Source organism: Natronolimnohabitans sp. A-GB9 (genome assembly GCF_030848565.1).
Taxonomy (GTDB): domain Archaea; phylum Halobacteriota; class Halobacteria; order Halobacteriales; family Natrialbaceae; genus Natronolimnohabitans.
The window spans coordinates 159,629-180,783 of record NZ_JAVDDV010000005.1 but is presented as its reverse complement, the minus strand read 5'-3'; the positions used below and the strand labels follow the sequence as shown (position 1 = coordinate 180,783).

Annotated in this window: 24 protein-coding genes and 1 pseudogene; 9 read left to right on the top strand and 16 right to left on the bottom strand. The window is 61.4% G+C overall.

The annotated features are described in order from the left end of the window. Positions 1-26 precede the first annotated feature (26 nt). Positions 27-773 (bottom strand): hypothetical protein, encoded by a 747-nt coding sequence (locus tag RBH26_RS08960; protein WP_306757869.1) that lies wholly within the window; start codon positions 771-773, stop codon positions 27-29. A gap of 266 nt (positions 774-1,039) precedes the next feature. Here RBH26_RS08960 and RBH26_RS08955 point away from each other — a divergent pair, with 266 nt between their 5' ends. Beyond that, complete coding sequence (locus tag RBH26_RS08955; RefSeq protein ID WP_306757868.1) at positions 1,040-1,285, top strand: PRC-barrel domain containing protein; 246 nt, start codon at positions 1,040-1,042, stop codon at positions 1,283-1,285. Positions 1,286-1,378: 93 nt separating this feature from the next. On the opposite strand, the gene prf1 is transcribed toward RBH26_RS08955, so the two are convergent. Further along, positions 1,379-2,635, bottom strand: a complete 1,257-nt coding sequence (gene prf1, locus RBH26_RS08950; protein WP_306757867.1) for a peptide chain release factor aRF-1 — start codon at positions 2,633-2,635, stop codon at positions 1,379-1,381. A gap of 185 nt (positions 2,636-2,820) precedes the next feature. Here prf1 and minD point away from each other — a divergent pair, with 185 nt between their 5' ends. Then, positions 2,821-3,711 (top strand): cell division ATPase MinD, encoded by an 891-nt coding sequence (gene minD / locus RBH26_RS08945; RefSeq protein ID WP_306757866.1) that lies wholly within the window; start codon positions 2,821-2,823, stop codon positions 3,709-3,711. 297 nt (positions 3,712-4,008) lie between these two features. After that, positions 4,009-4,530, top strand: a complete 522-nt coding sequence (locus RBH26_RS08940; RefSeq protein ID WP_306757865.1) for a hypothetical protein — start codon at positions 4,009-4,011, stop codon at positions 4,528-4,530. A 108-nt stretch (positions 4,531-4,638) separates the two neighbouring features. Here the strand turns inward: RBH26_RS08940 and argS are convergent, their stop codons facing one another. From argS to RBH26_RS08890, 10 genes are all read right to left on the bottom strand, one after another. Next, entirely contained in the window at positions 4,639-6,426 is a 1,788-nt protein-coding gene (gene argS, locus RBH26_RS08935; protein ID WP_306757864.1) for an arginine--tRNA ligase, read from the bottom strand. Positions 6,427-6,533: 107 nt separating this feature from the next. After that, the gene (locus tag RBH26_RS08930; RefSeq protein WP_306757863.1) at positions 6,534-7,070 is read right to left on the bottom strand and encodes an NUDIX hydrolase; all 537 of its coding nucleotides are present in this window, start codon (positions 7,068-7,070) and stop codon (positions 6,534-6,536) included. A gap of 25 nt (positions 7,071-7,095) precedes the next feature. Then, positions 7,096-8,259, bottom strand: a complete 1,164-nt coding sequence (locus tag RBH26_RS08925) for a pyridoxal-phosphate dependent enzyme (RefSeq protein ID WP_306757862.1) — start codon at positions 8,257-8,259, stop codon at positions 7,096-7,098. Between the two features lies 1 nt (position 8,260). Beyond that, on the bottom strand, positions 8,261-9,220 hold the full coding sequence (locus RBH26_RS08920; protein WP_306757861.1) for a succinylglutamate desuccinylase/aspartoacylase family protein: 960 nt from the start codon (positions 9,218-9,220) through the stop codon (positions 8,261-8,263). Positions 9,221-9,331: 111 nt separating this feature from the next. Beyond that, positions 9,332-10,864, bottom strand: a complete 1,533-nt coding sequence (locus RBH26_RS08915; protein ID WP_306757860.1) for a stage II sporulation protein M — start codon at positions 10,862-10,864, stop codon at positions 9,332-9,334. Between the two features lie 286 nt (positions 10,865-11,150). Continuing rightward, positions 11,151-11,429: a hypothetical protein gene (locus RBH26_RS08910; protein ID WP_306757859.1), complete on the bottom strand. Its 279-nt coding sequence runs from the start codon at positions 11,427-11,429 to the stop codon at positions 11,151-11,153. 144 nt (positions 11,430-11,573) lie between these two features. After that, positions 11,574-12,029: a universal stress protein gene (locus RBH26_RS08905; RefSeq protein ID WP_306757858.1), complete on the bottom strand. Its 456-nt coding sequence runs from the start codon at positions 12,027-12,029 to the stop codon at positions 11,574-11,576. Between the two features lie 2 nt (positions 12,030-12,031). Further along, positions 12,032-13,690: a cation acetate symporter gene (locus RBH26_RS08900; RefSeq protein WP_306757857.1), complete on the bottom strand. Its 1,659-nt coding sequence runs from the start codon at positions 13,688-13,690 to the stop codon at positions 12,032-12,034. Next, positions 13,687-14,115 carry a DUF4212 domain-containing protein gene (locus RBH26_RS08895; RefSeq protein ID WP_306757856.1) on the bottom strand — a complete coding sequence of 143 codons (429 nt, stop codon included), beginning with the start codon at positions 14,113-14,115 and terminating at the stop codon, positions 13,687-13,689. Before RBH26_RS08895 ends, RBH26_RS08900 begins: the two co-directional genes overlap by 4 nt. Positions 14,116-14,554: 439 nt before the next feature. Continuing rightward, positions 14,555-14,911: a nuclear transport factor 2 family protein gene (locus RBH26_RS08890; RefSeq protein WP_306757855.1), complete on the bottom strand. Its 357-nt coding sequence runs from the start codon at positions 14,909-14,911 to the stop codon at positions 14,555-14,557. Positions 14,912-15,028: 117 nt separating this feature from the next. Between RBH26_RS08890 and RBH26_RS08885 the strand changes: the two genes are divergently transcribed. Beyond that, positions 15,029-15,529, top strand: a complete 501-nt coding sequence (locus tag RBH26_RS08885) for a DUF367 family protein (protein WP_306757854.1) — start codon at positions 15,029-15,031, stop codon at positions 15,527-15,529. Between the two features lie 490 nt (positions 15,530-16,019). Continuing rightward, positions 16,020-16,214, top strand: a pseudogene (locus RBH26_RS08880) (IS6 family transposase); the annotation flags it as partial. A 162-nt stretch (positions 16,215-16,376) separates the two neighbouring features. On the opposite strand, the gene RBH26_RS08875 reads toward RBH26_RS08880, so the two are convergent. After that, positions 16,377-16,835 carry a DUF5518 domain-containing protein gene (locus RBH26_RS08875; RefSeq protein WP_306757853.1) on the bottom strand — a complete coding sequence of 153 codons (459 nt, stop codon included), beginning with the start codon at positions 16,833-16,835 and terminating at the stop codon, positions 16,377-16,379. Positions 16,836-16,908: 73 nt separating this feature from the next. Continuing rightward, the gene (locus RBH26_RS08870; protein ID WP_306757852.1) at positions 16,909-17,574 is read right to left on the bottom strand and encodes a hypothetical protein; all 666 of its coding nucleotides are present in this window, start codon (positions 17,572-17,574) and stop codon (positions 16,909-16,911) included. Between the two features lie 343 nt (positions 17,575-17,917). On the opposite strand from RBH26_RS08870, the gene RBH26_RS08865 reads away from it, so the two are divergent. Further along, positions 17,918-18,067 (top strand): 50S ribosomal protein L40e, encoded by a 150-nt coding sequence (locus tag RBH26_RS08865; protein WP_306757851.1) that lies wholly within the window; start codon positions 17,918-17,920, stop codon positions 18,065-18,067. 116 nt (positions 18,068-18,183) lie between these two features. Here the strand turns inward: RBH26_RS08865 and RBH26_RS08860 are convergent, their stop codons facing one another. Further along, entirely contained in the window at positions 18,184-18,600 is a 417-nt protein-coding gene (locus tag RBH26_RS08860) for a hypothetical protein (protein WP_306757850.1), read from the bottom strand. A gap of 259 nt (positions 18,601-18,859) precedes the next feature. Further along, positions 18,860-19,471, bottom strand: coding sequence for an MBL fold metallo-hydrolase (locus RBH26_RS08855; RefSeq protein ID WP_306757849.1), 612 nt, complete (start codon positions 19,469-19,471; stop codon positions 18,860-18,862). Positions 19,472-19,672: 201 nt separating this feature from the next. Between RBH26_RS08855 and RBH26_RS08850 the strand changes: the two genes are divergently transcribed. The 3 genes from RBH26_RS08850 (at position 19,673) to RBH26_RS08840 (ending at position 21,145) form a co-directional block, all read left to right on the top strand. Continuing rightward, positions 19,673-19,846 carry a DUF5786 family protein gene (locus tag RBH26_RS08850; RefSeq protein WP_306757848.1) on the top strand — a complete coding sequence of 58 codons (174 nt, stop codon included), beginning with the start codon at positions 19,673-19,675 and terminating at the stop codon, positions 19,844-19,846. Then, entirely contained in the window at positions 19,846-20,412 is a 567-nt protein-coding gene (locus RBH26_RS08845) for a DUF99 family protein (RefSeq protein WP_306757847.1), read from the top strand. Before RBH26_RS08850 ends, RBH26_RS08845 begins: the two co-directional genes overlap by 1 nt. Positions 20,413-20,539: 127 nt before the next feature. Continuing rightward, on the top strand, positions 20,540-21,145 hold the full coding sequence (locus RBH26_RS08840) for a uracil-DNA glycosylase (RefSeq protein WP_306757846.1): 606 nt from the start codon (positions 20,540-20,542) through the stop codon (positions 21,143-21,145). The last annotated feature ends 10 nt before the right edge of the window (positions 21,146-21,155 follow it).

Here is a 21,155-nt window from a genome sequence, read left to right as displayed (position 1 = left end):
CTTCGAGTTCAGTCGATACTCGGTTGTCACTCGACCAGCGCGTCAGCAAGCGTCTCGAGATGGTCGACGCCGACGACGGCCACGACGTCGCCGTCGCTCGAGCGTAGCTCTTCCAAGCGATCGATCATACAGCGTTCGCGCGTCTCGTCGCGGTACGTAAGTGCGCTCTCGTCAGTCTGGACGCTGCCGAGCAACGCCTGGATGCTGGCAACGTGTGAGCGCTCGTGGGCGGCCTGGCGCTCCGGCGGATCGTCGTGGTCACAGTCGTACTCGATCGGATCGTCACAGGCGACGGTCATCGACGTCGCGTGAGTCAGCGTCGCGGCGACACGACAGGTCAGTGCCTCCCGCGTCGCGCCGCTGAGCCCGGAGAGGACGCGACGGGCCGTCGCGGGCGAGACGCGGTCCGCGATCAGTCGTGTCACGAGTCGTCGGACGAACGACCAGTTCGGGGCGTCGATGCCGACGACGGTCGCGTCGGCTGCGGCACGGATCGCCGCGCTCATCTCGCCGCCGAACCGCGGCGGGGCCTCCGTAGAGCCATCACGAGCGTAAGCACGGTACAGCGGGAGGGCTGCACTCGGCAACTCGAGGGCGACCGTTTCGGGGTCGACCGACTCGAGAACGCGTTCGACGCGGGCGATACTCGCGGGGTGGTCGTGGACGACGCCGAGGAGGGTAACATCGCCCGACGGCCCGGTCACCCGACGGCAGAACTGGGTGGTAATTCGGGGGTCGTCGAACGACGCGGCAAAGGGCGGGGACTCGTCCATTGATCGACTGGTAATACGTGACTACCGCTATAACCCTTCCGTTGTTCGCGGCCTCGAGTCGGTCGTCGAAACGGACGTCCGCCGTAACCAGTGCCTACTCGGCACGACCGTCGTTCTCGGGGCGTAACGATCACCTGACCGGCGGAAACTATTTTCCCGCTTTATCTCCCGATCGACCGTCGACCAGATCGTCCATTCGGCGATCACAGCAGCGCTTCGAACGGCGCGAGCCGATATCGATCGATCGAACGGACTCGTACGGATCAATGACCAAGCAGCGGCTCACCAAAGACGACGAGGGGAAACGGGTTCTGAATACCGATGGAACCGAAATCGGTCGACTCGTCGACGTCCAAGACGGCCGCGGCTACGTCGAACCCGATCCGAGTCTGACGGCGACGATCAAGGCGAAACTCGGCTGGGGAACGCGAAGCGACGACGCCCATCCGTTAGACGAGGGCAGTATCGAGAAGATCACGGACGACGCGGTTTATCTCCGCGGGACGCTCTAGTCGAATCCGACACGTGTCGACATCGTCGCGTTCGAAGACCAGCAGTCGGAGGTCGATACCGAAACGAGAACCAGCAAGTCGATAGGAGAAGCGTTAGACGCCGGTGCTGTACCGCAAGAGTCCGGCGAAACCGCCGAAAGCGTTGTAGAGCTGTTCGCCCTTCTCGAAGTCCGTCGAGATGAACTTGGTCTCGGTGCCGCGCTGTTCGGCGATCTCGATCAGGTGATCGATCGCATCCTCACGGTCCTCTTCGCTTGCTTCGACCTCGGCGCCACAGTCGGTACAGGTGTGATCGGGCGTCGATTTACGCCGATCGATCACCTCGCGGTCGGTGTTGCCACACTCCGAACAGTCGAAGGTGATGACGTCCTTTCGGAGGTCCTCGCTGATGAGCAGCCGGTCGACGGCGCCCATCATCAGGTTCTGACGGGTCTGCTCGAAGCCGTAGGTCGCGAGCTCGCCCGCGTTGAGTTCCTCGAAGAACTCCTCCATCACCTTCTTGTCTTTCATCACCTCGGCGTCGGCCAGCGCGTCTTCGGCGTTGTCGACTAAGTCCTTCAGGCCGGACTCGTCGGTGTAGGCGACGTCGAACTTGCCGATGACCTCGTCCTGGAGCTCGTGGTGGAGGTAGTCGCCGTCCAGGAACTCGTCTTTCGTCGGCGATGGACCGCCGACGAGAATCCCGTCGATCTCGTGGCGCTTGGGGACGAACAGGTCGTTGGCCATCCCTGCAACCTCCTGGTAGAAGTTGTCGATGGCCTCGAGACGCAGGCGGGCGAATCGCTGTGCGGACTGGCCTCCTTTCCGTTGTTTGCCGGGGACGAGCGAAGAGGCAGATTTGACGGCCTCGATGCGTTTGCCTTTCAGCCAGCCGACGTTTGCCTCGCGTCGGTCGAGGACGATCAGGCCGTACAGACCCTTGTCCGCCATCATCTCCTCGAGTGGCTCGGTCAGAAACGCCGAGTCACAGTGGTAGCGAAACGACTGGACGGGCTGGGGCGGGTTTTCTAGGACCTTCGTGACCATCTCGGTACGGCCGCCGCCGGAGTCGACCGCGCCCGAAAACAGGACCATCCCGTTTTCGGGTGGCTCTTTGTAGTACTTGAGCCGGTCTTTGATGCTCGTCAATGCGTCCTGGACGTTCGTTCGGGTCTGTTTGGACTTGATGTTAGCCGCTTCGCTGTGTTCCTGTGTGACGTGTTGAACGACGTCACTGATCTGGCGGTCCTCCGGCACGTAGATCGTTACGAGCTGTGTCCCGGAGCCTTCGTACTCCTTGAGATCCTCGAGAACCTTCCGGAACTCGTATTTCTTCCGGTCGGAATGCTCCTGCTCGCCCTCCTGGCTCATTGGCCGTACAAAACGGTTCTGTGGGTAAGTATTCTTTGAGACGACAGCGCTCGACGGATCGGTATGCCGAGACTACTCCGCACACGGTAAGCGCGGGGCGAAAGACACCGACCGAACCCCTCACAGCTGGCAATTGAGGTGACGTTTAAGGTGTTGCCGTTCTTCTGTCCGATCAGTACTCCAGTATGTCTCACGAGACGGTCTATGCTATCGCGAGCGGGAAAGGCGGCGTCGGGAAGACGACGACGACGGTCAATCTCGGGACGGCACTGGCTCAGGCCGGCGAACGCGTCGCGGTCGTCGACGCCGATCTCGGAATGGCGAATCTCGCTGGATTCGTCAGCCTCTCACCCGACTCGACGACGCTACACGACGTCCTCGCCGGTGACGAATCGATCGACGATGCAACCTACCAGATAGCGGATAATATCGTCGCAGTTCCGAGCGGGACGAGCCTCGACGAGTACGCCGACACCGCTCCGGAACGCCTCCGGGAGGTCGTCTCGGAGCTCCGGGCGGAGTTCGACTACGTCTTTCTCGACGTCGGCGCGGGCGTCAGCCACGAGACCGTCCTCCCGCTTGGACTGGCCGACGCCGTCGTCCTCGTCTCGACGCCAGAACCCGCGGCCGTCCACGACTCGAAGAAAACCCTCGAGTTGACCGAACGTGCCGGCGGCGAGGTCGCCGGCCTCCTCCTTACGCGGACCCGACCCGACAGCGACGTCTCCTACGAGGAGATCGCGTCCCGCCTCGAGACGCCGCTGTTGGGGACGATTCCGGACGATCCTGCCGCCCGCGAGAGTGTCTATGCCGGAACGCCGTTGGTCGTCTACGAACCCGACGGTCCGGCGGCCGTCGCGTATCGGCAACTCGCCGCCGACCTCGCCGGTATCGAGATCGCTGAGACGACGAGCGAGGACACCGGCGCCGAGTCGTCCGATCGAACCGCTCCCGTCGCTGGTACCGACAGTGACACGAACGCGACTGAAACCGACAGCGATACCGACGGCGCCGACGGAGAGGCCGCACACGACGACGTCTCGAGTGCGATCACGGAAGCCGAGTCCGATTCCTGATCGGTACCGCGACCGCGATCGCTACTACGGTCCGCTCGACATCGGTAAGCACCACCTACTTCCGGTTGCAGGCACTTTACAGCCGGTTTTGGATAAGAAGGAAGTAGTTATAGAATATAGCTACTCTCTCTAAAACACGACGTTCAGGAATCGCGTACCATTTCGGTATCGCCATCGAGGGGCGCTAACAGCGGTGAAATAGTGATGGGAAAAGAAAATCAGTCTCAACGTGACGTTCTCGAGTACTCGACAGTAACGAACTGATTACTAATCACCTATCGTATCAACGACCCGCCCATGGAGCGACGAAAGATCCTCCTGGGAAGTAGCGCCGCACTCACAACCGCACTGGCCGGCTGTTTCGGCAGTGACTCCGACGACGAAAACGGGGACGACGGCAGCGAGCCGGCCACTGAAGGTGGCTCCGGTGACGATTCCGAAGATAACGGCGACGAAGACGACGGTGACGTCGACGACGTTCCCGGACTGGACAGCGACGAACTCGAGTTCGATACCGACGCGGTGACGATCGAGCAGGTCGACCACGACGGCGACACCGTGTCCATCGTCGCCGCAACCGACGTCACCGACCACGAAGAGCTGTACGAGGAACTCGAGTCCCTCGCCGACGACTTCGACGCGGTAGTCGCCGACCTCGACAGGCTCAAAGACGAGATCAGTGCCATCGAGTTAACGGTCGACCACGACGAGATGAAAGTCGCCTCGTTTACCATCGAGGTCACGTGGATCGCCGACTACCACGATGAGAAGATAACCAAAGACGAGTTCAGGGACAAAGTCAAGTCGACAGCCGAGTGACGCCGACCGTATCCGTACGAACGTCGACCATCGATCGTCGATCGTCGATCGTCGATCGAAGAACCGTCTTTTTCGCGCGCCGAGTCGAGGACAGTGTTGGCCCCGGAGTTACATCGACCGCGGTGCTTCGACGCCGAGGATCGACAACGCGTTGGCGATCGTGTGTTTCGACGCCGCGACGAGTGCCAGTCGTGTCTCACGAACCGCAGGATCGACGTCGTCGGCCAGCACCGGACACTCCCGATAGAAGGCGTTGAATCGGTCGGCGAACTCCCGCGTGTAGGTCGCGACGCGATGAGGCTCTAGATCGTCGGCTGCCTCATCGACGACGGCTGGGAACCGACCGATCGTCTCGAGTAAGTCCCGCTCGGCGTCGGTCGCGAGGACGTCGGCCTCGAGATCCGCCAGCGCCACGTCCTGTGTCGCAAGCGGCGTCGTCGGATCGAGGTCGGCCTCCTCTAAGATCCCACAGCATCGGGCATGGACGTACTGGACGTACGGCGCAGACTGGGCCTCGAAGTCGAGGGCGCGATCCCACTCGAAGGTAATCGCCTTCGTCGGCTGTTTCGAGACGATGTCGTAGCGAACTGCGCCGATCCCGACCTGGTGGGCGATGCGTTCGATGTCGTCGTCGTCTAACTCGTCGTCGCGGATGCGGTCGTCGAGACGGTCCTCGACTTCCTGGCGGGCGCGGTCGATCGCCTCGTCTAACAGATCGTCGAGGTCGACGCCAGTGCCACGGCGGGTCGACATTTTCCCTTCCGGGAGATTGACGTACGAATAGAGGACCTGCTGGAGCCCATCGGTGTCGTTGCCGAGCAACTCGAGGCTCGTCCGGAGCTGTTTGGCCTGCAGCTTGTGGTCCTCGCCGAGGACGGTCACCGCACGGTCGTACTCCTCGAACTTCCACTCGTGGTGGGCGAGGTCGCGGGTCGCATAGAGGGAGGTGCCATCCGAGCGCAGGAAGACGAGGTTCTTGTCGATGCCGTGGTCGTCGAGTTCGAGCTGCCAGGCGTCGTCCTCGTAGACGGCCTCGTCGAGTTCTTTCAACCGCGAGACGAGGTCGTCGGTGTCGCCGTTGCGCATGAAACGGGTTTCTTTGACGAACTCGTCGAACTCTGCGGGGAGACGGCCGAGACAGGCTTTCATACCCGAGAGCACCTGATCGACGACCTCGCTGACGCGTTCGTAGGCCTCGTCGTCGCCGGCCTCGAGGCCCTGCATGATCGACTCGATCTCGGCCTCGGCTTCGGCGACGTCCGCCTCGCTTGCGTTCTCGAGGTAGGCGTTCCCTTTCCGGTAGTAGCGTACGAGATCGTACTCGATGCGGTCACGCTCGGGCTCGCTTTCGAGGTCGTCTTCGTCGAACGTCTCGTAGGCCCACGTGAAGACGGCCATCTGGCGCCCGGCGTCGTTGACGTAGTAGTGGCGATCCACGTCGTAGCCGGCGAAATCGAGGACGTTTGCGACGGCGTCGCCGATGATCGGGTTTCGCGCGCGACCGACGTGGACCGGCCCAGTCGGGTTCGCGCTAGTGTGTTCGACGACGACCGACGTCTCCCGGTCCTCGAGGTGGCCGTAGTCGTCGGCCGTGGCGGCCTCGAGGGTTTCCTCGAAGTAGGCCTCGCTGGGCAGGAAGTTGAGGTAGGGTCCCTGCGTTCGGACCTCGGAGACGTATGTCAGGTCGTCGGCGTCGAGTGCATCCGCGAGCTGGCCGGCGACCTGCGGCGGCGGTGCGCCGGCCTCGCTGGCCAGTCGGAACGCCACGCTCGAGGCGAGGACGCTGTCGACGTCTTCCGGCGGTTCTTCGAGCCCGAGATCGTCGGTCGGGAAGTCGAGTTCCGAGAGCGCCCCCTCGAGGGCGTCCTCGACCTCCGCGCGTAGGGAGAGGAACATACCCGCCCGTATTCAGGGCGCAAGTAAAGGAATGTCGGGTTTCGCCCGCGTGACTGATGGCCGCAGCGACTCCCGGATTCGCGCGAGTCGAGCCCCGGGGGGAGCATTCAGTCGAAGTAGACGGCGGCCTCGCGGAACCGGCGCTCGTGAATCGGACGAAACGCCTCACTCGAGTCGTCGAACTCCGCCGGCGACCAGAACCGGGCCGCGGTCGCGTCGCTGCCGGCGATCGGTTCGCCGGTCGCGTCGGCCCGTCTCGCGACGTAGTGGACCGTTACGACGTGTTTGTCCTTCTGTGGCGGCATCGTAGTCGCATCGAGAATCTCGAGCGCGTCGGGATCGAGAGCCACGCCGGTTTCCTCCTCGAGTTCGCGGACGGCGGCGACGGCCGGCTCCTCGCCGACCTCCATGTGGCCGCCGGGGAGCGTCCACTCGCCGATCCCCGGCGGTACGCCACGTTCGACACAGAGTACCGCCGGATCGGGGCGGGAGCGATCGACGACCGCGACGCTCGCACAGGGGACCGGATTGTGCCAGATTACGTCCTCACAGCTCGGACAGTGCTCTCGCTCGCGACCATCGGCCGTAATCGACTCGAGGGGGTCTCCACAGTGCGGGCAGAACTCGGCTGGACGGCTGACCATCTATTCCGTCATCGGAACTGGGTGTTCATAGGGTTTTCAGTCCGCTGCCGGTGAGCGGAACGACGACGTCGTCGTCCGCGGAGAGGACGCCGTGTTCGCGGTACGCCTCGAGGGCTGCGGGCGCGACCGCACTGGTTGGCTCGACGTAGAAGCCACCGCGGTGGAGGCGATCGAGTGCGCTCTCGATCGGGTCCGCACCGAGCGCGATGACGTCCCCGTCGGTCGCCTCGATCGCCGTAAGAATCTCGTCGCCCCGTGCCGGCTCGATAATCCGAATTCCATCGGCGATGTCAGCGCCGACCGTCTCGCCGTCGTTCGTGCCGACCGCCTCGCCGTCGACCGCACCGACGATCGGCGTATAACCCGTCGCCTGTGCACCCAACAGCCGGGGCGTTCCGTCGACGATACCGGCCTCGTTGAGCCGAGCGAAGCCTCGATAGGCACCGAGAAACAGCGTTCCGTGCCCGATCGGGAGAACGACGGCATCCGGTACTTCCCATCCTCGCTGGGCCGCAATCTCGAACGCGAACGTCATCGTCCCGGCGTAGAAGGCCGGGTTCCAGGCGTGGCTGGCGTACCAGCCCTCGCCGGTCTGATAGGGAGTCGCTCTGGCCGTGCCTTCTGTGGCGTCTCCTCGATCGCCCTCGACGGCGTCGATACAGGCCTCGGTTACGTCCTCTCGGCTCCCCTCGATCCGAACGGGCCGGGCACCGGCTCGCTGGATCGCCATCAGCTTCGACTGTTTGACGTCCGTCGGGACGTAGATCTCGGCCTCGAGGCCCGCCCGGGCCGCGTAGGTTGCGATCGCGGCGCCGGCGTTGCCCGAGGAGTCTTCGACGACCGTCTCGGCGCCGACCTCGACCGCTCGAGAGAGGGTCGTCGTCGCACCACGGTCCTTGAACGACCCCGTCGGGAGCACGTACTCGAGTTTGAACCGGGCGTTCCACTCGGGGGCGTCGACCAGCGGCGTAAACCCTTCGTGAAACGTCACGTGTCGCTCGATCGGGAGGAACTCGAAGAAGGTCCAGAGTCCGTCACTGGTGTCGAGCCGGTGAAGCGGCAGCGGATCGCCCTGCGGGAGCGGTCGGTCCGCGAACTCGAGGGGACTGCCACAGCCACAGCGCCACGGTTCGGACGGGCTGGCCTCGTAGACGATCTCACAGTCCGGACAGACGAGGTCCGACGGCATCTCAGTAGTCGTCGATATCGGTGGCGACCGAGCAGACGTACTCTCCGGTCGCGACCTGTGGCAGCCGACGGGTGCGCCAGAGGATCCCCGTGCTGTCGGCGGTCACCTCGGCTTTGGGCTCGCCAAATGGGGTCGTCAGTTCGAACAGCGTCTCGCCGGCGCGGACGCGCTCGCCAAGATCCTTCTGGAACGAGATCAACCCGCCACCGGGAGCGCCGTACTGCTCGAACCCGCGGGCTCGCGTCTGTGACTCGGGGATGACGTCGCCGTCGAGGAAGCCGTAGTAGGTCAGGACGTTGAAGACGCCTTCGACGCCTTTCCGAATGCTCGTCTCGTCCCAGCCGACGGTGCCGCCGAGTTCGGGGTCGACCGTCGGGATCCCTTCGTCCGGTGCTGCCCGTGCGAGCTGTCCGTCGGGACCTTTCTGATCGAGGATGTACCCACAGCCAAAGACCTTCGCCAGCTCGAGACAGTCGTCGTGGAGTCGGTGGCGTTTCCCACAACGGACGCGGACCTCGTCGATCATTCGGCTGGTCGAACCCTGATGGAGATCGAGAATCAGGTCCGCCCGGGTCGCGGCTTCGAACGTCGCGGCCGCGATTCGCTCGCTCGAGGTCCCGTTCTCGTTGCCGGGGTAGGCCCGGTTCATTTTCGTGTCGTCGATCGGATTGCGATGCTCTGCGACCTGGAACGCGTGGTAGTTGACGATCCCGACGATCAGGATCGTCCCGGCGATCTCCGCAGGATCGAGTTGGGGGACGACGCGCTGGATGACGCCGACGCCGTTGAGTTCGTCGCCATCGCTCGCCGCCTGCATGTAGAGAGTCTTCCCCGACCGCTGGCCGTTGATCACGGCGACCGGCAGTCCGAACGGGCTTCCGTCTCGAGTCTCACCGACCTCGAGACGACCCGTATCGATCTCGCCGGGGGCCGCGCTCGCCGTTCCGAGCGTCGTCGTCATGTCACAGACGACGGAACCGTTCGCCTTTATTGGTTCGGTGTTCACCAGCGGGCGGGCAGTTTGCGTGTCGGTACTCGACCCGGACGCAGGTCGGCGAGCCGACCGACGACCTCAGAACAATAGTTCGTAATAGTACGGACTCACGAACCCTTCGATAACCGCTGCGACAGCGAGCAGGATACCGATTCCGACCAACACCCAGAACGCGCGCTCGAGCGTGTCAGCGAGCTCCGTCCGGCTCGTCTGCCCGCGATAGGCCAGCCAGCCGGCGATGCCGAGTCGGATCCCGAGCGCCGAGGCGACGAAGATCGCGGGGACCTCGAAGACACCGTGGGGGACGACGAACGCGAGCAGCTCCGTCGGATCGACCTCAGTCCGGCCGTAGATACCCATGACGAACCCGTTGAATACGAGCGAGACGATCGCTGGGAGCACCAAGATCAGTCCGGAAAGCGCTGTCGTCAGCGCGACCATCCAGTTGTTGCCAAAGAACTCGAGCGTCGCCGCGGCCGGGTTGTGGCCCTCGAGACGGGCCGCGATCGACGTCTCGACGCCGAGATCGACGAGCGGTTCGGCGGCCTCCCAGCCGACCCAGAAGCTACCGATAGCCAGGACGACGACGAGCGTGTGGGTGCCTGGCGTCTCGCGGACGAACGCGACCAGTTCGTTCCAGCCGCGACCGATTCCATCGCGGAACTGCCTCGAGAGCGTCCGCTCGGGTGTCGCTGGCGGTCGGAGCCGCTCCCGATACGCGTTGTAAAGTGCCGTCTTCAGGAGATCCAGTGCCGGGAAGACGAGCAACACAGTAAGCAGGGAGACGACGGCGGTAGCGTTGACGAGCGCGAGGGCACTCGAGACGATCGCGAGTGTGACGACCGTCGCGAGGACGACGGCGTAGTAAAAGCCCGCACGAAGCGGCTGTGAACGGACGAATCCGACGGTGTTCGACACCGCATCGACCGCGGTCGTGTCGTCGACGACGACCGCGACCGGTGCGAACGCAAACAGCGCACGGACTGCCGCGAGCGCGAGGCCAGTGACGAATATCGCGATGACGACGACGACGATGGCGGCCCCAGCCGAGCCGGTCGCAGCTGCGACGAGCACAGCGACGATCGACGTTCCGATACCGACCGTCAGCAGGACCGCGATCCAGGCCAGCAACTCGAGGAGGTAGAGCCCGAGGAAGCGAAGCCAGTACCGTCTCGAGCCGGCGAAACCGGCCGTCAGTCCGCGATTACTCCGGAGACGAGCTGAACAGGCCGTGAGCTGGCCAGCGGAGACGGCCGCGTACAGCCCGACGCCGACGACGATCGCGCCACCGACGGCGACGAGCACGAGCAGCGCGATCGTCGGCGAAAACAACGGTTCGAAGGCTGTACCGACGCTCTCGGCCCACGCCTCGAACGCGTCCGGATCCGCCTCCGGATCGGGCGGCTCGGTCTCGAGTTCCTGAAACTGCGTGATGGCCGCCTCGAGTCGCCCGGTCACCTCGAGATAAGCGACACCGACTGCGATCGCGAGAAACGGGACGACGCGAGCGATCGCGGGGACGGCGGCCCCGAGGACGTACCAGGGAAGGAGATCCGTCGGTCGGCGACGGAACGCGGAAGCGGCTGCACCGACGACGTCTGAGAGGGACATACCGGACGTTCGGTCGTGTATCAGTTAAATTACCCTCTCTCGATCGACGACTGGTGCGGTCACGGAGGCCTGATATTCTCATACGGACTGCTGTACCTATAGTAGCCACTGCAAGTCATTGCACACCTGATCGCCAGACGGATCGGCGATCAGTGTGTAAACCGTTGCAGTTGTTACTATATTTACCGCCGATCGCCAGAACGGGGCGGCGACCGACGGCTCACTGACTGCTGTCCGACAGTATAAACAGTAGCTGCTGAAGTCGTGGGCGTCCGCTGTCTAGCTATCAGTTGAACGTCCGGTCGTCGAACGCGTCACTCGAGTCCTCGTCGGCCCCGGTGTTCGACAGCCGCGGCGTGAATCCGCCGGTGAGGATGACGGCGACGACGACCAACGCCGCCGAGAGGACGACGAAATCAGCGCTTGGCTCGTAGCCTGCGAGACCGGCGCCGGTCGAGACGACGAAGATCGCGAGGGCGAAGACGATCGTCGCGAGGAGGCCGATGACGAGGATTCCGATGACGCTGGCGAGGAGTCCCCGCAGGACGGAGCGAATCGGTGGCATCGTTGCACTCGGGTTCGCAGCGGGAGACCGTAGGCATTGTGACATCGGTCTTCCGGTCGGCCCGGTCGCTGATACGCGCGTCCGAGTGCTGGCAGACTACCGACCAGTCTCCCGTCGCGTCGAAACTCGGTACGGCCGTCCGTCTCAGTCGTCTCCGCGGGCGTCGACGACTAACACCGGCAGTTGCGTGGTTCTAAGCGTTCGCTCGGCGACGCTGCCGAGAATGGCTCGACGGACGCCACTCCGTCCGGCCGACCCCATCACGACGAGGTCGATTCCGTTGGCCGTCGCGTATGAATCGATCACCCGATGTGGCTGGCCAGCTTCGACCGACTCGATTACCTCGAGGTCGTCGGCCTGTTCGGTGACGCTACTGGTCGCCGCCGTGGCGCGCGCTTTCAGCTCGGTCATCTCACCGAACTGACCCCCTTTGATGCGCTGGACCTGTTCGGTGCCGAGGCTGATATCGATCGCGTCGATGTCGACGACGTACAGCGCGTGCAGCGTCGCATCGTACCGTCGTGCGAGGTCGATCGCGTGATCGATGGCGTTTTCGGCGACGTCGCTTCCGTCGGTCGGAATGAGTATGTTGTCGTACATCGTTAGTCGTCTGCGGGAGTGCCACCGTCAGTGGCGACGTCTTCTGCGGAGTCCATCTTCGACATCGGCTTTGGACTGTGACACTGTCGGACGAGGCGTTTGACGTCTTCCGGCGGATCCTCGGTGAACATCGAGACGACGATGATCGTGAGCATGACAGCCGGGACGCCGACGAGCGACGAGGACGTCGCGGGGACGATCGTCGCGAACGTCGGGAAGATCGCGTCGCCGGACAGCGCGCCGATGTACTGCGGGAGGATCTCGTTTAAGATCGATCCGAAGCCGAAGAACAGCCCGACGAGCATGCCGGCGATCGCGCCCTCTCGAGTGGCGTCTTCCCACCAGAGTCCCAGGAAGAACACCGGGAACAACACGGTGCCGGCGAGTGCGAAGGACATGCCGACGACTTCGGCGATGAGTGCTGGCGGGCTAAGCGCCAGGTACGTAACGATCGCACCGAGCACGAGGATCGTCGAACGACCGACGATCATCTGCTCGCGAGCGCTTGCGTCTTGCTTGTAGAGATTGGTGTAGATGTCGTGTGCAGCCGCCGAGGACGCGGAGATGAACAGTCCGGCGGTCGTCGCCAGTCCGGCCGCGATCGCACCGGCGGCGACGAGGCCGACGAGCCACTCCGGAAGTTCGGCGAGGTACGTGGTGAGGACGACGAGCGTGTCGGCTTGCTGGCCGGTCATCTCGGTGTAATCGCCACCGCTCTGTTCGTATAGCAGGGTGCCGAACGCGGCGTAGACAGTCGTTCCGAGGAACAGCAGCAGGGTAAAGAACAGCCCCCAGACGGTCGCCCAGCGAGCGTTGCGCTCGTTGTCAGCGGTGTAGAACCGCACGAGGACGTGGGGTAGTCCACAGGTCCCGGCGATCAGACTGACACAGAGGGCGATCCAGTGGTAGTAGCTTGCGTCCGTGAACGGCTCGGTGAACTGACGGTCGATCTCCGTCGCGATTTCGGTCGACTGTGTACCGTACTCGATAAACGGTAGGACCGTCGACCAACCCTGGACCCAGCCGGTCGCGTACAGCCCGAGCAGGAACGCGGAGATAAGGATGACGTACTGCAGCGCCATGTTCTTGGTCGCGCCCAGCATCCCCGAGAGGGCGACGTACCCGATCGTGATCGCCATCAGGAGGACGACGCCGACTTCGTAGGAGACGCCGAAGATGTACTGGGCCATCAGGCCGAGGCCGTTCCCCTGGGCGATGATGTAGACGAACGCGATCAGAAGCGTCGTCGTTGCAGCGATTGCCCGGCCGAGATCGGAGTAGTACCGGTCACCGACGAAGTCGGGTGCGGTGTACTTCCCGAATCGGCGGAACTGGGCGGCGAGGAAGATCAAGAGGATGAAATATCCTGTCGTCCAGCCGACGACGTACGCCAGCCCGAAGTATCCCAGGAACGCGATCGTCGACGCCACGCCCAGGTAGGCAGCGACGCTCATCCAGTTGGCCGCAATCGCCATCCCGTTCTCGATCGATCCGATCGAGCGGCCGGCCACCCACATGTCGTCGACCGCCGCAACACGGAAGAAGTAGCCGACTCCCAAGAAGATCACCAGCATCGCGGCGAGTGTCAATGCAGGCAGGAGTTTGAAGTCTCCCTCTAAGAAGTCGGTTGCGACTCCCTCAAGAAGGATCGGTTCGATCATGGCTTTTCACCACCGTCGGCGGCGACGGCCTTACCGGCTTCCGCTTCGGCTTCGGCCTCGGCTTCGGTCTCGTGGCTGACGCCGTACTCCGCGTCCAGCCGGTCGCGCTGCCACGCGTAGGCCGCACACAGCACGAGCACGCTGACCGGCGAACCGATCGCGGTGAGGAAGTAGTGGAGCTGGAAGCCGAGCACGTGAGTGCCCGTCATGAAGTCCGTCGCGAGCAGCGTCGCGGTCACCGGACCGAACGTGAACACCACCCAAACGGCAAACAGCCCCCAGATCAGCTTCAGATGATCCCGCATAAACGGTGTCGCGGGTCTGAACATGTGGATTTTCTCGTCGAGATAGTCGACGGTCTCGTGACCACCGTCGGTCTCGAGTTGGCGTTGCTGTCCGTCGGTAGTAGACTCGTCGTCAGTCATCGGCTAGAAACTCACCCGAAATCCACCGTTCCGTATCAGCTAGCCTCGAACTGACCGGCCCACCCCCAGACGATAATAATCGTATCTGATATTCTATATTTTGCGGTGTGTTGCCACGAATGCCACTCATGCACGCCAGTATAATTTATTATGATAGTTAAGGGTGCACAAACTCACAATACTTGCCCAAAACCGCAAGGAGGGACAAGGGTAACGGTACCTATCCACACAGTATTATACGCTACTATTACCTTGATAAATGGAACCATACCGCTGAATATCGGATCGGTTTCGCTATAACGATACATATCAGAAATATGTCCTTTGGCGGTAGACACGCCGAAATCCACGGGGCCGTACGAAAAGCGATGTCTCTCGAACTACTCGACTCCGAGCCTGCTCACCGGCTCTAACGAGGTCGGTCTCCGGTCACCACGTGTCACTGCGTATACGTCTCGAGTCGACCGATCCGACCATCCTCGAGTACGAAGAAGTCCGCGAACTCGAACAGCGCCGTCTCGCCATCGAACACCCGGCCGCGGACGGCGACACGATCGCCGTCGGCGACGACGGTCTCGAGTTCGTGTTCAGTATCGGGGTTCGGCCGCGCGTCGCGCATGAAACAAACGAATGCCTCGCGACTTTCGAACGTCCTGTCGGGACGACGCTGGACGAACTCGCTCGTAAGAACGTCCTCGAGCGTCTCGTAGTCGTGCTCGTCGAGGGCCCTGTAGTATTGCTTGACGACCGAGACGGGATCGGTGTCGTCCGAATCCGACGGTGAAACGGCGGGCATACCGGAACGTTCGTGGCCACCGCCAAAAGTGTCGGCGCTCGCGGTTCTCGAGCAAGCGGTTGTGGTTCCGTGGGTCGATCCGCGATTCTTTTGAGTCGGCTGGCCCTACGGCTTCGCGTGGAGTGTCACGTCTACTACGAGGGCGACGACGACCCGAACAAGTGCACTGCGCGTCGCCTCGAGAAGTTCGACGAGGCGACGCTCTATCGGAAGATGGAGCAGGTGCCCTACGGTGTCGTCCTCAACCCCCACGCCGAGCAGGCGCTCTCGCCGGCCGACGCCGAAGACGGCCTGGGTACGCTCGTCGCGCTCGACTGTTCCTGGGAGTCCGCCGAAGCGGCCTCGTTCCGGATGAACGGCGTTCACCGCGCCCTGCCGTTTCTCGTCGCCGCGAACCCGGTCAACTACGGTCGGCCGTTTCGGCTGACGACCGTCGAGGCGCTGGCGGCGGCGTGTTGTATCTTCGACGAGTACGACCGCGCCGAGCAGCTCCTCGAGCCGTTCCGCTGGGGCGAGACCTTCCTGACGCTAAACGAGGAACCCCTTCGCCGCTACAGCGAGTGTGCGGACTCGAGTGAGGTCGTCGCAGTACAGGAGGATTATCTGGCTGACGACTGATACTGTTTGACAGCACGAGTCGACGATCGGTCGCGCGACTGCGGCCGTCCCGAGGGTGACGGCCCGCGTTCGCGACCGACGGCTCACTGACTGCTGTCCGACAGTATGAGACGGTTTCCACTGCTATCCCGGTGACTCGAGGCCGACCGACCTACGTTGGCACACCCATTCACCGACACAACATGACCTACTGTGGAGCCGCCGGCACATCGATACAGGAGATCAGACGAGACGTTCGGCGGTGATCAGCACCTCAGCATTGGTCTTTAGTTAGGACTCAGCTGCCGGTTTGATGACGGTAGCGAGTTGTTCCTGAAGAACTGGCCGTTGTTTGTGGATCTTCTGCGCGTCGGCGATCGGCCGATCAAGCAGTGGCGGTGGAGAGTACCTTACCGCACCATCCTTTTAACACTTGATAAGTTGCGTCGCTATAGTTCGGTCAAGTTCGTCCACAGCCAGTACCCTTCAGTAAACTTGCACAAATAGAGTCTCGGCGGCGTTCCTTCACCGGCTCACTGAGAAACACGACGTCTCGGAGACCGAGTTTTTGGTTGACGGCGGCGGGTATCTAACTGCTCTCCTTCGCCACGAATTGAGCGGTCACCTCAACTATAGCGAGCGGAACCACATCGAGAAGTGGTTCCAGACGGTCACAATGCGTATTGACTGCTTTCATTCGTGCTGGAGAGAAGGTAGCGGCTCAAACTCGTCACGGACTTCAGTACACGATAGGAAGTCCAGGGTCGGTATTATCTGTTGTTATCAACTTCTATGATGTTCTCTCATTTTAGGTCCAAATCTGAGGGATGGAATGTGATTAAAGTTGTGTGAATTATGTTGAGTGAGTTCACTCCCTGTGGATACGTTTGGGTCCGATCGATCCATCCGAGTTCAACCAACTACCAATGAAGCCACCAATGTAGCCGATTATCGACAGGACGATTACCAATATTCCGAACGTGATCACCGCAGCCCCAGCCGACGAAATGGCCATCAGTCCGGAGTCACCGACAATGTCAATCAACAGCGAGTGACCCCACCACTCAGTCAAGACCGTAACAGTTTGCCAGACAAGTATGGGGACACCACCTACCAATCCGGTTACTATCCCCACACGAGTCCCGCGTATCGGCGTGGACTGATATAGATACCCTGAAATTACGCATGCAACAAACACCGGTAACGCCTCAGCTTGAGTAGGCGAATATAGTAAATTGATCCCGATTGTAAACGGAATTGAGGCGATCCCAAGAAGTATTGCTGTTCGAAATTCCGTGAATTCCATGGAACTCTCAGTCGTGGTCATGATGATTCGTTGTCCAGTATTATTGTACGGAAACGTAAATAAGTAGTCACTTAATTATTTCTTTTTAATTCATTTATTCTTGGAAGTGGAATGTGTGATTTACGGTTTCACAGGAGCTACCGGTGACATAATAATAACAGAGTTCCCCAGAAACATGTATCCGGTCAACTCCCCACCCACTATCAGATCTCGGATCAGCGACTAGTTCGGCGTTGACAACTCCAATATCACCACTGATTTTATATTCGCTCGAACAATCATCGTTCCTGCCGGTACCTATACACGCTGCGAGACATACATTGACTTCCCATTCACAGCCCCCGTAGTGGCATGCTTCGATTCCTACGGTGGCTGGGCCGACGTCAACGCTCGTCGGGAGACATAGTTCGGCATCTTGCGTGCTAACTTCATTATCTTCGCTAATTACTCCATGGGGTTTATATCTCACTTCATCATCTTCATGAATCGTAAACCAATCAGGAGTTTCGTCATTGTCACTGATCCAATCAGTCACACCTTCTTCAACTTTTACTCTATCGCCCCCATCGTATTCACCGATAGATTTCGGTTCATATTCGGTAACTTCGCTCGAATACTCATCATTGTCACCTGCGACAATTCCTGGGAAAAGTAGTCCTCCCGCACCAACCGTGCCGATAGCACTCAGCGCTTGCCGGCGAGTTGATTTCTGTTTATATTCGTCGTCTTTCCGATCAGAGTTAGTGAATTTCTCCACCATACGAACCTATTGTGGATTGCCTCTAATATAAAATTTTCGCACATTTAGGCCTTAGTTAAATGGCGGCGAGAACCGCTCTTCTGGCCGATTGTAGTAACCATCAGCAATGAGTCGATCTTGACTGGGCTTTCGGCGTAGATCGTGACATACACCATCGTGACCGTGGGCGGCCGTGAGCGTGACCAGATAGGCGAGCATCACTCGTCGGTCGACACTCGTCGTTTCTGCGTGAGTAACCGATAGGAACTTGCCCTGCTAATAGCACCTCAGTTGGCGGCCATCGAAGGACTCGTTCCAGGCGGCGACCACAGCGGTTATATGTACTACGGGCTAACGGGGCGATATGCCCAGTTTCGACGCTGCTGAGGAACGAACGCTCGAGAAGATGATCTGTATGCGCTGTAACGCCCGTAACCCGGGAGATGCCGACTCCTGCCGGAAGTGTGGCTACAAGAACCTCCGTCCCAAGGCGAAGGAACCGCGCGCAGCATAACGTCGGGCAGTTCGTTTTCCGATACTTCGACACCTGCGATAGCGACGGCTCGGTTCTCGGCCAGTTCTCCGACCGATGTCCGTACCGAAATCGCGTCAGGTGCCCACTACTCCATGTCAATCGACGTCGTGTGGCTGTGCGTCGAGTTCCGTACACGCATCGAGGAGATTCGCCAGCGGCGTCGGCGGTTGTCTGTACCGAACCGCTCCGTTTCGTCGGTCGTACTCGACCGTTCCGATCTCGCTTAGTTTCGGTAAGTCGACGTGGACGACGCTCGTTTTCGCCCGTTCGAACTCGCGTTCGTTGAACGTCTCCTGATCACCGGCGGTCTCGGCGACGTGTCTCGCCAGGCTGTCGATATCCGTGACCTCGTGTGCTTCCAAATAGTAGAGGATACGACGTCGACGTCGATTCGAGAGGAGCTCTAAGTAGTGACTGAGTTGTGTCTCGTCAGTATTACAGTCGGTGTCGATACGTCGTTTCTCGAACGGCGGACCGTCCGACTGATCGGACGCATCCTCCCCAGTAGTCATGATCCTAGAAAACGAATTCAGCAGAATATTATTTGTGGTTTACCAACATGTGCCGAGGGGTACAGTAATACCGGAGATAGCTAAACAGTAGTTTCTCAGTTACAACGATCGGTTGATAGAACTACACGACGGAAAGCGGTAGCTGTGAGAATGTTGTTTTGCTGTCGTTCGTGCTCTACGTTCATCCCCCTGAAACGGAGTCCGAACGGATTCGACTGCGTTCTCGTCGACGACTGCGTTCTCGTCGTGTCGACTGCCCCTACTCGTCGGGATATTTCGGTTCTCGTTTCTCCGCGCGCTCGAGTGCGGTTTCGACGACGTCTCGCACGTCGCCGTGGAAGACGCTACCGTGGCCGGCGTACATGTGTTCGACGCCCTCGGGCATGCGATCGAGTAGCTCTTGGATGCTCTCGATGAGGCGTTCGCGCGACTGGCCCTCCATATCGGTGCGGCCGAAACTCCCGTAGTCGAACGCGCCATCGTCGTGAACCACCACGTCGCCCGAGAACAACGTGTTCTCGGAGACGAACGAGACGTGGTCGTCGGCGTGGCCGGGAGTATAGACCACGTCGAACGTCTCGTCGCCGATCGTTACCGTATCACCGTCGTCGATCGCGTGTGTCCGCATCGGATGGTCGTCGTAGGCGTAGACGTCCGGATCGAAGGCGTCGGCGACGGCCTCGAGTTGTTCGACGTGATCTCCGTGCTGGTGTGTCAGCACGACGGCATCGACGCCGTCGGTGTGGCTGTGGAGCTCGTCGACAATGTCGTCCCAGGCGCCGGCGTCGACCAGCGTCGTCTCCTCGCCGATCGCCAGGAAGGCGTTGCAGGTGAACGTCGCTGCGTCGTCGGTGACGTGATGGACTTCCATACGTGATCAGTCACGGGCCGGCCCCAAAACGATGCTGTCCGCGGCACGGCTGTCGGCCGTCACGGCCGTCGGTCGTCACGGTTTGCCTGTATCTCTGAGGCTCGATCTATGGGTCGCTTACAGGTCCCTAACAGCCCTATAAACAGAGGTAATCGAGTGACCACGAAGATTTTTCAATCGCAATCCCAAAGAGAACACTGTATGGGATTCGGGAGCTACGACGAATCCGAGCAACAGGAAGTCGACGCTGATTTTGACGACGATGACGCGGTAAAATCCGGTGAGAACAGCCACGAAGGCACGATCGAGTTCGAAAACGGTGCTTCCAGCGACGAGTTACTCGATCGTCTACAGGAGATCAAAGACGAGGACTAATGAAGCCCGGGGTGCGGGCGCTGGGCATCGCCGAATCGGTCCGCGGCGACGATGACCGGAGCACGCTTGCTGGAGCTGTCGTCCGTGCCGACCGTGTCCTCGATGGACTCGCGTATCGTCCGTGTACCGTCGGGGGAACCGACGCGACCGACGCCGTGGCAGCTCTCGTCGACGACCTCGGTCGCCCCGACGTGCGATACCTGCTGCTCGGCGCGATCGCACCCGCGTGGTACAACCTGTTCGATCTCACCCGTCTTCACGAGGCCGCCGACCGACCGGTGATCGCCGTCACCTTCGAGGCGAGTGACGGACTCGAGGCTGGCCTCCGAGACGCCTTTTCCGGACGCGAGCTCGAGGAGCGTCTCGAGACCTACCGGTCGCTCCCCGAGCGCCGTGAACTATCGGTTAACGACGAGACTGTCTACGTACGTCACGTCGGCTGTGACGCTTCGACGGCCGACGAGGTCGTCCGGACGTTCACTCCAGACGGCGGTCGACCGGAGCCGATTCGAGTCGCACGGGTCGCCGCTCGGGCGGGCGCTGCGTACGTCGGTGACCTCGAGTGACGGGACGTCAGTGATCTCGAGTCTCGACTGTCAGTGATCTCTGTCGGCAGGGCCGATGACGACGGTGGCGATCGAGTGCGCACTGACTTTCAGTGGCTACTATAGGTGATGACCGGCTACCTCCGGTATGGAAGAGCCGGGACAGATGGACGGGCTCTGTGTCACCGACTGCACACAGTGTCCAAAGCTCGTCGACTCTCGTAGCCGGATCGTCAACGGAACCGGACCCGAGGACGCCGATCTGCTGTTCGTCGGCGAGGGACCGGGCGCCAACGAGGACGAACAGGGCGAACCGTTCGTCGGACGAAGCGGGACCGTCCTCGACGACGGACTTCGTGACGTCGGCCTCGAGCGGTGTGACGTTCGCATCACGAACTGTGTTCGCTGTCGGCCGCCCGAGAACCGCGACCCGACGAAAGACGAACTCGCGAACTGTCGGGGCTACCTCGAGACCGAAATCGAGCGGTTAGATCCCGACGTGATCGTTACGTTAGGCAAGGTTCCAAGCGAACACCTGTTGGGGCGGTCCGTCGCGGTAACGAAGGAAGCGGGCTCGCTCGAGGAAGTCCGTATCGGGGGGACGCCACGACGCGTCCTGATCTGTGTCCACCCGGCTGCGACGCTGTACGATCGCAGTCAAGAGGAGACGTTTGCGGATGCACTCGAGCGAGCGGCCGACCTCGCCGACGTCGGCGACGGCGAGAGCGGTCAGACGCGACTCGACGGGTTTTGATCCGTCGCAC

Excerpts from the sequence above, each read along its gene's own strand:
- RBH26_RS08960 (WP_306757869.1), bottom strand. The coding sequence starts at position 773 with ATGGACGAGTCCCCGCCCTTTGCCGCGTCGTTCGACGACCCCCGAATT.
- RBH26_RS08955 (WP_306757868.1), top strand. The coding sequence starts at position 1,040 with ATGACCAAGCAGCGGCTCACCAAAGACGACGAGGGGAAACGGGTTCTG.
- prf1 (WP_306757867.1), bottom strand. The coding sequence starts at position 2,635 with ATGAGCCAGGAGGGCGAGCAGGAGCATTCCGACCGGAAGAAATACGAG.
- minD (WP_306757866.1), top strand. The coding sequence starts at position 2,821 with ATGTCTCACGAGACGGTCTATGCTATCGCGAGCGGGAAAGGCGGCGTC.
- RBH26_RS08940 (WP_306757865.1), top strand. The coding sequence starts at position 4,009 with ATGGAGCGACGAAAGATCCTCCTGGGAAGTAGCGCCGCACTCACAACC.
- argS (WP_306757864.1), bottom strand. The coding sequence starts at position 6,426 with ATGTTCCTCTCCCTACGCGCGGAGGTCGAGGACGCCCTCGAGGGGGCG.
- RBH26_RS08930 (WP_306757863.1), bottom strand. The coding sequence starts at position 7,070 with ATGGTCAGCCGTCCAGCCGAGTTCTGCCCGCACTGTGGAGACCCCCTC.
- RBH26_RS08925 (WP_306757862.1), bottom strand. The coding sequence starts at position 8,259 with ATGCCGTCGGACCTCGTCTGTCCGGACTGTGAGATCGTCTACGAGGCC.
- RBH26_RS08920 (WP_306757861.1), bottom strand. The coding sequence starts at position 9,220 with ATGACGACGACGCTCGGAACGGCGAGCGCGGCCCCCGGCGAGATCGAT.
- RBH26_RS08915 (WP_306757860.1), bottom strand. The coding sequence starts at position 10,864 with ATGTCCCTCTCAGACGTCGTCGGTGCAGCCGCTTCCGCGTTCCGTCGC.
- RBH26_RS08910 (WP_306757859.1), bottom strand. The coding sequence starts at position 11,429 with ATGCCACCGATTCGCTCCGTCCTGCGGGGACTCCTCGCCAGCGTCATC.
- RBH26_RS08905 (WP_306757858.1), bottom strand. The coding sequence starts at position 12,029 with ATGTACGACAACATACTCATTCCGACCGACGGAAGCGACGTCGCCGAA.
- RBH26_RS08900 (WP_306757857.1), bottom strand. The coding sequence starts at position 13,690 with ATGATCGAACCGATCCTTCTTGAGGGAGTCGCAACCGACTTCTTAGAG.
- RBH26_RS08895 (WP_306757856.1), bottom strand. The coding sequence starts at position 14,115 with ATGACTGACGACGAGTCTACTACCGACGGACAGCAACGCCAACTCGAG.
- RBH26_RS08890 (WP_306757855.1), bottom strand. The coding sequence starts at position 14,911 with ATGCCCGCCGTTTCACCGTCGGATTCGGACGACACCGATCCCGTCTCG.
- RBH26_RS08875 (WP_306757853.1), bottom strand. The coding sequence starts at position 16,835 with ATGACCACGACTGAGAGTTCCATGGAATTCACGGAATTTCGAACAGCA.
- RBH26_RS08870 (WP_306757852.1), bottom strand. The coding sequence starts at position 17,574 with ATGGTGGAGAAATTCACTAACTCTGATCGGAAAGACGACGAATATAAA.
- RBH26_RS08865 (WP_306757851.1), top strand. The coding sequence starts at position 17,918 with ATGCCCAGTTTCGACGCTGCTGAGGAACGAACGCTCGAGAAGATGATC.
- RBH26_RS08860 (WP_306757850.1), bottom strand. The coding sequence starts at position 18,600 with ATGACTACTGGGGAGGATGCGTCCGATCAGTCGGACGGTCCGCCGTTC.
- RBH26_RS08855 (WP_306757849.1), bottom strand. The coding sequence starts at position 19,471 with ATGGAAGTCCATCACGTCACCGACGACGCAGCGACGTTCACCTGCAAC.
- RBH26_RS08850 (WP_306757848.1), top strand. The coding sequence starts at position 19,673 with ATGGGATTCGGGAGCTACGACGAATCCGAGCAACAGGAAGTCGACGCT.
- RBH26_RS08845 (WP_306757847.1), top strand. The coding sequence starts at position 19,846 with ATGAAGCCCGGGGTGCGGGCGCTGGGCATCGCCGAATCGGTCCGCGGC.
- RBH26_RS08840 (WP_306757846.1), top strand. The coding sequence starts at position 20,540 with ATGGAAGAGCCGGGACAGATGGACGGGCTCTGTGTCACCGACTGCACA.